The 9,249-nt window shown below is 46.0% G+C and carries 6 protein-coding genes; all 6 read right to left on the bottom strand.

The window, feature by feature from the left end; all coding sequences use genetic code 11:
* Nucleotides 1–50 precede the first annotated feature (50 nt).
* From KIT90_RS18960 to KIT90_RS18985, 6 genes are read right to left on the bottom strand one after another with little or no spacing between them, the layout of a single operon-like run.
* Nucleotides 51–2,189, bottom strand: coding sequence for an ATP-binding cassette domain-containing protein (locus KIT90_RS18960; RefSeq protein WP_285378032.1), 2,139 nt, complete (start codon nucleotides 2,187–2,189; stop codon nucleotides 51–53).
* Nucleotides 2,186–3,772, bottom strand: a complete 1,587-nt coding sequence (locus KIT90_RS18965) for an ATP-binding cassette domain-containing protein (protein ID WP_285378034.1) — start codon at nucleotides 3,770–3,772, stop codon at nucleotides 2,186–2,188. Before KIT90_RS18965 ends, KIT90_RS18960 begins: the two co-directional genes overlap by 4 nt.
* The gene (locus KIT90_RS18970) at nucleotides 3,762–5,186 is read right to left on the bottom strand and encodes a TolC family protein (RefSeq protein WP_285378036.1); all 1,425 of its coding nucleotides are present in this window, start codon (nucleotides 5,184–5,186) and stop codon (nucleotides 3,762–3,764) included. Before KIT90_RS18970 ends, KIT90_RS18965 begins: the two co-directional genes overlap by 11 nt.
* Nucleotides 5,161–7,392 carry a response regulator gene (locus KIT90_RS18975; RefSeq protein WP_199437920.1) on the bottom strand — a complete coding sequence of 744 codons (2,232 nt, stop codon included), beginning with the start codon at nucleotides 7,390–7,392 and terminating at the stop codon, nucleotides 5,161–5,163. The genes KIT90_RS18970 and KIT90_RS18975 overlap by 26 nt, the downstream gene beginning before the upstream one ends.
* 3 nt (nucleotides 7,393–7,395) lie before the next feature.
* Nucleotides 7,396–8,745, bottom strand: coding sequence for an HlyD family type I secretion periplasmic adaptor subunit (locus KIT90_RS18980; RefSeq protein ID WP_285378039.1), 1,350 nt, complete (start codon nucleotides 8,743–8,745; stop codon nucleotides 7,396–7,398).
* Between the two features lie 12 nt (nucleotides 8,746–8,757).
* Nucleotides 8,758–9,111 carry a hypothetical protein gene (locus tag KIT90_RS18985; protein ID WP_017819226.1) on the bottom strand — a complete coding sequence of 118 codons (354 nt, stop codon included), beginning with the start codon at nucleotides 9,109–9,111 and terminating at the stop codon, nucleotides 8,758–8,760.
* Between the last annotated feature and the right edge of the window lie 138 nt (nucleotides 9,112–9,249).

A 9,249-nucleotide genomic window follows, 5' to 3' on the forward strand; every position in this document is an offset into this window, starting at 1 on the left:
CAATTGTATCTGTCTGATTAAAGAGTTAATTGTGAATAAGCGCCACAGTATTAACTTAAGCTGTTTAAGTATTTGTCTGTTAAGCCAAAATATTTCAAGTTGCCGTCCGGCTCTAATACCAAACTCATGTTCGAAGTGGCGATCAAGCCCGGATCATTGGTAGAGAACACCACGGTTTTGTTTAGCAATTTATCGGTGAACAAGCGGTTAAAGTACTGGGCATTTTCTTGCTCAGCGCCATTAAATGGCTCATCAATGATGATCAGTGATTGTTCACAGCTTCCAAGCCCCAGCGCGAGGCGCAATTTCTGTTGAATACCGTTAGGTAAATTCTTGCATTTATCTACGCTTAGCTGAGTGTCCAATCCTTCTGGCAACCACGCATCGAGTTCGAAAAAGCTCACCATCTGTTGCATCTTTTCTGTAGGGATGAGTCCATTATGCAAGATGAAGTTAGTCTCTAGAGAGCCCTCAAAAATATGCAAATTAAACGGGATGTAGTTAATCGAGGTTCGGTAGCGATAGCTGTTGAACTGTTTGATGTTGTAGCCGTCTACCGACACTGCGCCTTGGTATCTATCTTCTAAACCCGCAAGAATGGAAATTAGCGTGGTTTTGCCGCAACCTGTCGGTCCACAAATCACCACCTTCGCCCCTGGGGCAATTTTAAATCCGAGATTGGTTAAGCCCGTTGCTGCGCCAGTGTAGCGATGGCTCACACCGCTGCCGACAATGCTGCCTTGGAAGAGGCGAATAGGGGGGCTTTTCTCCAACGTTAGCTTGTCGTCATTCATCGCCATAAGGTTGTTGATTTGCGCAGAAGACGCCTTAATCGATTGGAATTTAGATATGGAATTGTAGATACCCATTATCGGACCTAACGCCTTCCAGACTAAAATCACGGTTGCAAGCATGGCGCCGGCGTCAGACGTTCCATCCATTACACCAATAACCGCGGTCACGATACTTGCGGTACCAATCACCTGAATCAAACTGCCACCTGCGGCTTGGACCTTGCTGTTGGTGACGGCTACGTTCTCTGCATCGTTGGTGCTTTGCATGTGTGAAGCGCTGAAGCGAGATTGAATAACGCGCAACAGTGGTAAGCCTTGGATGGTTTTTATGCCGCGAAGAATCTCATTCCATTGGTAAGAAACCATGGCGTTCGCGCGAGAGCTCTTAGACGTGGCTTGTGAATAGATGTAACGAGAATAAACACAGAACACCAACATCAGAATCAAACCCGCCATGACGACCAATGCAGCGGTTCCTGACATGATGGCAATCGCGACAATGAACACGATAACAAACGGCATGTCGAAGTAGCTCAAGGTTGACTCGGCCGTTACCAATCGGCGGAAGGTGTCGATGTCTTTTAAACGCGCCAACTGAGAAGACACGCCAGCGGTGGATGTCATCGCATAAGGGAGCCACAACAGCTTGGATATAACCGCTTGAGAAATGTGCACCGCCAAATCCTTACCTGACGTGGCAATGATGTTGACCCGCATTTTCTTAAAAAAGTATTCCGAGAACCCCACAATCACGGCAAACAACGTGAGCCAATAGAGCGTGGCTTGGGAGCTAGACGTCAAGGCGAAGTTGTACACGCTCATAATAAAGAAGGGTTGGAGCGCGCCCAAGATACTGATGACAAAGCTCAGAATAATCAAGCTTTTGAGTTCATTGTTGTAGCGATAAAACGCGTATTTAATCCAGTTACTGCGGTCTTGAGATTCTGGTGGCGGCTCTCGGAACAAGCGTGAGTATTCGCTGATCGAGACCAACAAACATGGCTTTTTGCAGAGCGGGTATTCAATGGTGTTGTTATTGGTGTAATCAAACAGAATCAGTTTGCCGTCTTTGGTACCTAAGAAAATCGCAGTGAGGTTTTCTATCTCGATAAAACAAGGGTGAGGGTGTCCCTCGATGTGCTCCAGTGTTTTTAATTTGGTGACGTCGCAACGGTAACCAAGGCGTTCAATGGTGGCGATAAAACTGTCGCTGTCTTTTGGTTTAGGGATAAAAGCGTCACTAAGGATAGAAGGTGTGCCTTCCCATTCAAGCGCAATGAGGGTGTAAGCTAAACCACGAATCAAAGGTGACTGATTGTATCGCTCGTCATAGCTGCGAGCCTCAAAGTCCAACAAGCGCTGAGGGACATTATTAAAATCAACCAGAATACTCATTGGTCACCTCCGGTAAGTTTGACGCGTTTGAGGCGATGATTGAGTTTGTCCATCTTATTGCTGACGATGATGAGGATTTTGTCGTTGGCACGATAGGCGGTACTGGTCAAAACCAATCGAGCAAAGTCGTCGTCATAAACACAGTCGATGTCATCGAAGATCAACACACGTTTGTTTGCAAGCAAGGCACGCACCAGCAGCAAGGCATAAGCAACTTGGCGCGAGAATGGGTTGCGTAAATGTCCTTTTAGCTCGGTGTAAAAACCTGCGGGAAGGGCATCAATTTGTGCTTTGATGTTCATGGTTTCGCAAAGCGCAAATGCGGTGTTGTTTAAGCTCGGGCGGAAACAAGTCAAGTTGTCGATGATGGTCCCTTCGACGAACGAGCTGGTTTTGTCGACCATCAGCACGCTATTACGCCAGACGTTGTAGTTGATGTCATCCAGTGGTGTCTCGTTGATTTGGATATCGAGCTTGATGTCGGTGTTTTGCCGCGTAATGCAATTGGCGAGGTGGGTTTTGCCCGCTCCGCTTTTCCCCGTCAGCAAGTAAGCCTGACCGCGTTCAAACTCGATGCGTTGTTTTTCCGAATACTTCACCGAGATGCGCTCGACTTCTGTCGTGTCATTTTGTTGTTCTACAGATGCAGCAAGCTCCAGCAGCTCGGCGATTCGTTGAATATGAAGCTTGTTCAACTCCCAGCGGCTCACCGTGCGCATCACTTGCTGGTATGGGGCGAAGTAGCGGTTGGTAAGCATGATGATGGCTGCCATGATGCCTTGGCTCGATTGCATGTTGATAACGGCAGTTGCCAAAACTACCACCACACAAGCGATGGAGAGCTGTTGTATGAGCGACAAGATAAGGCTGAAGTTTGATTCGATCTGCTCGTATTTGATGTTCTCGACTTCACGCTCTTCCACCATTTGTGTCATCAAGCTCTCAACGCGATATTCCATATTGCGCGCTTTGATATCGAGTGGGCTAGAGATGATCTCGATGATTTTTGAGGTGGTTAAGCCCTCGATGTCGGATTTGTTTTCTAGGCTGTTGATTTTTTGCTTAGACAGGCTCAGTGCGAACACCGCCAAAATGATGGAGGCGAGCAAGATAGTCACTCCCGCCCAAATGTTGATCAGACCGATAATCAAAATGGTCAGTATGCTGACGGCAAGGTTGATCAATGCCCGTACAGATTCTCCGCCAAAGAAGGATTTAATCTCTGGAATGGTGGCAATACGCTCTAAGTATTCACCGGGTTCTAGGCGACGAAACTTCGATATCTCAGCCAAACAGATGGATTGAAACACCTTGTTGGTTAGGTTGGTTTCAAACTGCTTCATGATCACCGACGAAATCTTCTCTTCCTGATTTTTTAAGTGATAGTCGAGGAAGATGGTGATCAAGATAATGGCAAACAGAAGAAACAGTGTGTCTTTGGCTTGGTTAGGTAAAACTCGGTCAAAGATAATCAGAATCGAAAAGGGCAGTACCAAACCAAACAGCGTTGAGATGACCGTTGAGAAAGTCAGGTAACACTTGTCAGCAAAGTTAATCTTCTGGGAAAAATGCTCAGTTTGCATTGCGACCTCCTTTCTTAATCGATGGTTTGGAGAGAAGGTGTTTTGGAACTAAGTCTTGATTGCTTCTGCCTTCGATATCGCTCATCAATTGCATGATGCTTTCGATGGATTGCACCGACAACATACCTTTGATTTGCTCAAGATTGATCGATTCAATGATGTAGTCATAACGCGCGCTCTCGTAATCACGTAGCGCGCTAAACAGTTTACTTTCTGCTGCCAGTAAGTCGGTAATGGTTCGCGTACCAAGCTGGTAAGCGCGTTGAATGCCTCTATAGGAAGCGTAGTTGGCTCGGATAATATTCTCGTAGCTGCTAATCGCTCGGGAGAAGTCATTAATGTTGAGTACCGAGGTGTTAACGCTATTGCGCGTCGTGAACAACGAATCTTGGTACAGTAGCTCCGTTCGCTCGATGGCAGTCGACGATTTTTGATAACCGTAGTAATCCGAACCGCCGGAGAAAATCGGCACATTCAAGTTCAAACCGACGCTGGTGGAGTTACTGTCCCCTGTTGCGGTTGGGTCGGTTCGGTCATAGTTGTTCGCATCGTCATAACGGTAACTGGCAGAGAGCGATACAGTCGGCACAAAGTTTGAACCGCTTTCTTTCAAGCCTCTTCGGCTGCGTTCTACGGTTTTCTTCGCAACCAATAAATCGTTATTGAGCTTCAAAGCTTGTTCAAGAATCGCACGTTGTTCGGACTCGCTGATTTCTGCCAAGGGCACGCTTTCGTAGATGTCCTGCGATGGGGTGACCGGGTATTGAACTTGAATCTCTAAACCATTCAAAATCACACGTCGGTCTTTCTCTAAGGTTCTTAAGCGATTGGCAATGCCTTCTTTCTGAGCAATCACCTCATACAACTCGCTCGCCGCAGTGTTGCCAAGCTCCACGTTGCGACGCATTTGGCGCTCACGTGTTTCAGAAGATTTAAGCTCGACTTTGGTGGCTTTGATTTGCGCGTTGTTTTTCAGGTACTCGAAATATTGCGTCGCGATTTCAGAAATGGTGCTCTGGATTTTGTTCTCGTGTTTGATTTCTTCAATGTTGAAATCAAGTTTCGCGGTGCCGTATTTGAAGATGTCGTCAAGGTTAAACACTGATTGAGATAAAGACACGCTGTAGCTGTTTGAGTTGTAGCTAGAACGCGTATCCGGTGTTCCCGTTAATATGGTCTCGTTTTCATTCCATGTGGTATCAGCAGCACCGTTTAAAGAGGGTAGGAACTTAGAGCGGCTAATGTCGATGTTGTATTCGTTTTCTTCCACGCCTTTGTCACTAGCGCGCAGAGATAAGTTGTTTTCCAAGCCGAGTTTGACCGCCTCAAGCAAGGTGGTCGCCATTGCCGAAGGAGCATTGCTCAATGTAAGCGCTGCCAAGACGCAGCTAGTTAAGTTTCTGTACCGCCACATACTTGTTGATCACCTTGATGATTTCGTCGTTTTTATAAGGTTTGCTGATCACGTAATCCATTCCAGCTTCGATACAAGCTTGGTGTTCATTACTGCTGGTCAATGCTGTCGCACCTATGATAGTGCAAGGGTTTTGTCCGCTTTCTTGTTCGTATTGTCGAATGCGTTTGGTTGCTTCAATACCGCCCATGCCTGGCATGATGCAGTCCATAAAAATGATATCCGAGCGCTGGTTCATGAAGTGCTGAACGGCGTCTGCGCCATCGCCAACGGTATCGGCTTCGTATTCTTGCTTGCTCAAAATACGTTTGAGTAGAATCTGTTGAACACGGTCATCTTCCACAATCAGGAATGAGCTGTTCTCCATCTGATCTTCTGAGGCTTCCGCTTCCATGATTGCCAATAGGTTAGGGATGAACTCATACGGAATCGCAGGGGAGTTCAGAATCTTGTCGACAAAGGTATGGCTCTCTTGTGCTTGCTGAGTGCTAGTGACTGAGAGCAACAACTTGGTGTTCGGGTGATTGCGCAGTTGCGATTTCACCGTTTTGCTCAGTGAGGGCAGCTTGTTTGGCTCGAACGTGTCAGTCAGCATGATGGCGTCGTATTCGCCAAAGGTTTTTGCAGCAGAGAAGAGCTCATTCGGCGTTCGAATTGGCGTGATCTCTAAGCCCAAGTTGACCAACATTTTGTTCATTACATCAATGCGCAGCTGAGAGTTGGCACATAGCAACAAACGTTTATTGTCGAAGCGAGTTTTCTCGGTGTGGAAGCTTTTGGCTTTCAAATCGAGCTGAATTTGAAAACGTTCCTGGTTGCCCGATTGATACCAATGGCTCTCGTAATAGCCATAATCTTTCAACACGCTTTTCGCCAAATCGTCTTTGGTTGCGGTGTGCTGTTTATGGTCGCTCCAGTGTAGGGTATTGAGCTTGGCAAACGGCACATCCAGTGTGGTTAAGAAGTTTAGATTGATGGTCAAGCGGGTGTTTTCAATGTCTGACGCTGCGCCTGACTCAATGGTGACAAACAGTTTCTTATCGGCTTTGAGTTGGATGGCATTCGATAGCTGTAGGAACAACACCCAGAATAAGCTGGTGGATTGCCCTTCAACACGGTTTGGTAGGTTATCCGAGATAAAGCAGTCTAGCTCACCTTCATTTCGCTGCACTTTGGAACTGATGTGAATCATCAATTCAGACAGCACATTAAGCAGTGAAAACTCTTTCGATTTGCTCTCAGTTCCTTGTGAAATGAGTCGGTTGTAGTTCTCTGCCAATTCAGACAGGGTATTGGCAGCCGAGGTTATATCTTGCGCCATCAACACGCCGCTCTCATCGGTCTCTTGTACGAGATATTGCACTCCACCGTTAATGGTGTTGGTGATGCCACGAATCTCGTAACCAATCAGAGCATAGAGCTGTTTGTAGAGATCGTTATTGCGTTTTTGCTCTTCGAGTTTGCTGAAAATCAGTTTTAGGTGAGAGTAGATCTGACGCTGCTTCGGATTGATGCTCACTTCGTTCAGCAACTCTTCCAGCCTTTGTAAATCCAGTTGTTTGAGCTCTTGATAAAGCCCATCGAACTCTTGGTCAATGTCTCGCTCATTCGAACTGGATTTTTTCAGTTTTAGGATTGCCACTAAATTCGATAGAACGGCGATACCAACCAGCACGACAACAACCATAAACAACCATATGAAGAACTCGTTTTTCTCCATCATTAGGTCGCTCGCATGGTTGTTAAACATAGTGCGATAGTTGTCATCCATTTGTAGGTAGTTATTGGTGAGCGAGAGATACAGTGCCAACACATCGTCACGTGTTTTTGAGCTGTCCGAGAAGCGATTAATCGCCAATTCAAGTTGCGTATATTCGGTCGCGCCCACCAAGCTAAACTCGGTTTTGTTGAGTGACGCGAGAGATTTAAACTGGTCAATTTCGTTCTTCAGAACCTCAAAATCGAGCTCTGTTGTACTGCAATAACGTGCGGCTAAACAGCGTTGAAGCGTTTGGATATCAAGTTCGATGGTTTGGTTGAGTTGTTGAGCTTGAACCAATAGAGGCGCGTTTTGCACTTGCTCCACTGAATCCACTTTTTCCCAAGAAACATACAAATAAAAGGCGAGGGCAGCCAGCACCAAGCTGAAAGCAATACTTAGGCGCATAACAGGAACGGAGATATTGTAGGAAGGTTTGTTACTCATCCATTACCTCTCATCGAACGCGTCTTCGATAGCCGACATAACCGGCTTCGCAGCGTATTCGATAACCCGACGTGACCCTGTTTTCACGTCGGCGGTAAACTCCATGTAAGGGGACAGTCTGTATTGTGTGCCTCCACGTTCTAGATAGTTTTGGCTGATTTGGATTTCAGCGAGGTAGAATTCTGCGTCCTCTTCTTCATAAGACGAACGGCTGATCGACGCGATTCGACCTTCCAAAAATCCGTATTTGGCAAAGTTGTAGGTGTCCATCTTCACTTTGACTGCCTGTCCGATTTCAACAAAGCCCATGTCTTTACGTGGAATCTTCGCTTCGCCATGAAGGGAGTTATTAATCGGCGCAATGTCCGCGATACTTTCCCCCGGCGGTATCACGGCAGAGCGGAAGTTGAAGTGCACTTTATCCACCACGCCATCAATAGGAGCGTAGACCACGAGGCGATCCACTTTGTCAGAGTGTTGAGGACGAAGAATGCGTTTTAGCTTAAGATCTTTCTTCGCTTGAATGATTTGCGCTTGGTATTCGGAGTTGCGATTTTCTACCAAGTCACGGTACTGTTTCTCTAGCTTGTCGAGTTGGAAACGTTCATTCATGACCGACTCATCGAGGTTTTCAATCTCACGTACCATGTTTGACTCTTGAACCTGCATATTCAGAACATCGACATAAGACGCCATTTCTTCTTTGTACAAGGTGTTCTTGATATTGAGCTGCTTGCGAATCAAAGAAAGCTGGTTCTCGGAGCTTTTGCGGCGCTTAAGCATAGAATCAATCAACGAGTTCTTGTGATTGATGTCGTGGGTGATCAACTCTTCATTCGAGCGGTTTTTGGAAAACTCTTGCTGCCAGGTATTCATATTTACCTGAACCAATTCTGGGTATTTTTCGATGTAGGCAGAGAAATCGGGCTCCACCATATCGCGCAAGCTTTCATAACGGAGTTTGTCTAACTCGAGCTGAATGATTTCTGTGTTTACCGTATCGAGTTGAGTGTTTCTATCCAAAGAGCGAATGCGCGCAATGGGTTGACCTTCGTATACCACTTCGCCTTTGCGCACTAACATTTCTTCGAGAATACCGCCTTCAAGGTGTTGCACTTTTTCTACGTCAGATTCCAGCAATAGCTCACCGCGCACCGACACCACAATGTCGATACGAGCTTGAGACGCCACGGCGATCGCCACCATTGAAAGCAAAAAGATAACCAGCAATGTTTTGTGTACGCTGGTCATTGCACTGGCTAGCACGATCGTATCGTCTGCAGTCACCTTCGAAGACTCGTTGTTGGAAACGAGTGCCTTTCTGAGGTGGTGTTCGATCTGCTTGTTACTCATGATCCACCTCGGTTATTCATCATCAGTGTTGTCATCGATAGAGTTTTCGATATCTAACAGCTGGCTTATTTGTTTGTTCACGTTATTGAGCTCAGTTTTGATGTCCTCAATCAATTCATTAGGTGCGGGAAAGTGGTGCTTACTCAAATGTTCCAGCTTTGCCATTTTGGGTGGTAAATCATCATCACAAAGCAATACGAGAATGGTTTTCAGCTTTTTTGAGTAGCCGCTCAGTTCTTCAAAACGGTTTTGTTTATGCAGCATTTCGATGTTGATCGCCGCGCTGCTGAAATCCTTGTAAAAATCTCCCAATAGCAATTGCAGCCCTTTGTGGCTGTTGTCGACTGAACGCAACAGATTCGTCATGTTTATCATTGTTCCACCGCCCTAATTGCTTTAATGACAATAACTAAGGATCTTTAAATTGCGTTTTCAAATTTTTTTTACCTCTTTCTGGTTAAACAACATGAGTATGAAAAAAGTTTGATAAAAAAGTTGGTTTTC

Source organism: Vibrio sp. B172a (assembly GCF_030248355.1).
Classification (GTDB): Bacteria; Pseudomonadota; Gammaproteobacteria; order Enterobacterales; family Vibrionaceae; genus Vibrio; species Vibrio owensii.

Excerpts from the sequence above, each read along its gene's own strand:
- KIT90_RS18980 (WP_285378039.1), bottom strand. The coding sequence starts at position 8,745 with ATGAGTAACAAGCAGATCGAACACCACCTCAGAAAGGCACTCGTTTCC.
- KIT90_RS18960 (WP_285378032.1), bottom strand. The coding sequence starts at position 2,189 with ATGAGTATTCTGGTTGATTTTAATAATGTCCCTCAGCGCTTGTTGGAC.
- KIT90_RS18965 (WP_285378034.1), bottom strand. The coding sequence starts at position 3,772 with ATGCAAACTGAGCATTTTTCCCAGAAGATTAACTTTGCTGACAAGTGT.
- KIT90_RS18975 (WP_199437920.1), bottom strand. The coding sequence starts at position 7,392 with ATGAGTAACAAACCTTCCTACAATATCTCCGTTCCTGTTATGCGCCTA.
- KIT90_RS18985 (WP_017819226.1), bottom strand. The coding sequence starts at position 9,111 with ATGACGAATCTGTTGCGTTCAGTCGACAACAGCCACAAAGGGCTGCAA.
- KIT90_RS18970 (WP_285378036.1), bottom strand. The coding sequence starts at position 5,186 with ATGTGGCGGTACAGAAACTTAACTAGCTGCGTCTTGGCAGCGCTTACA.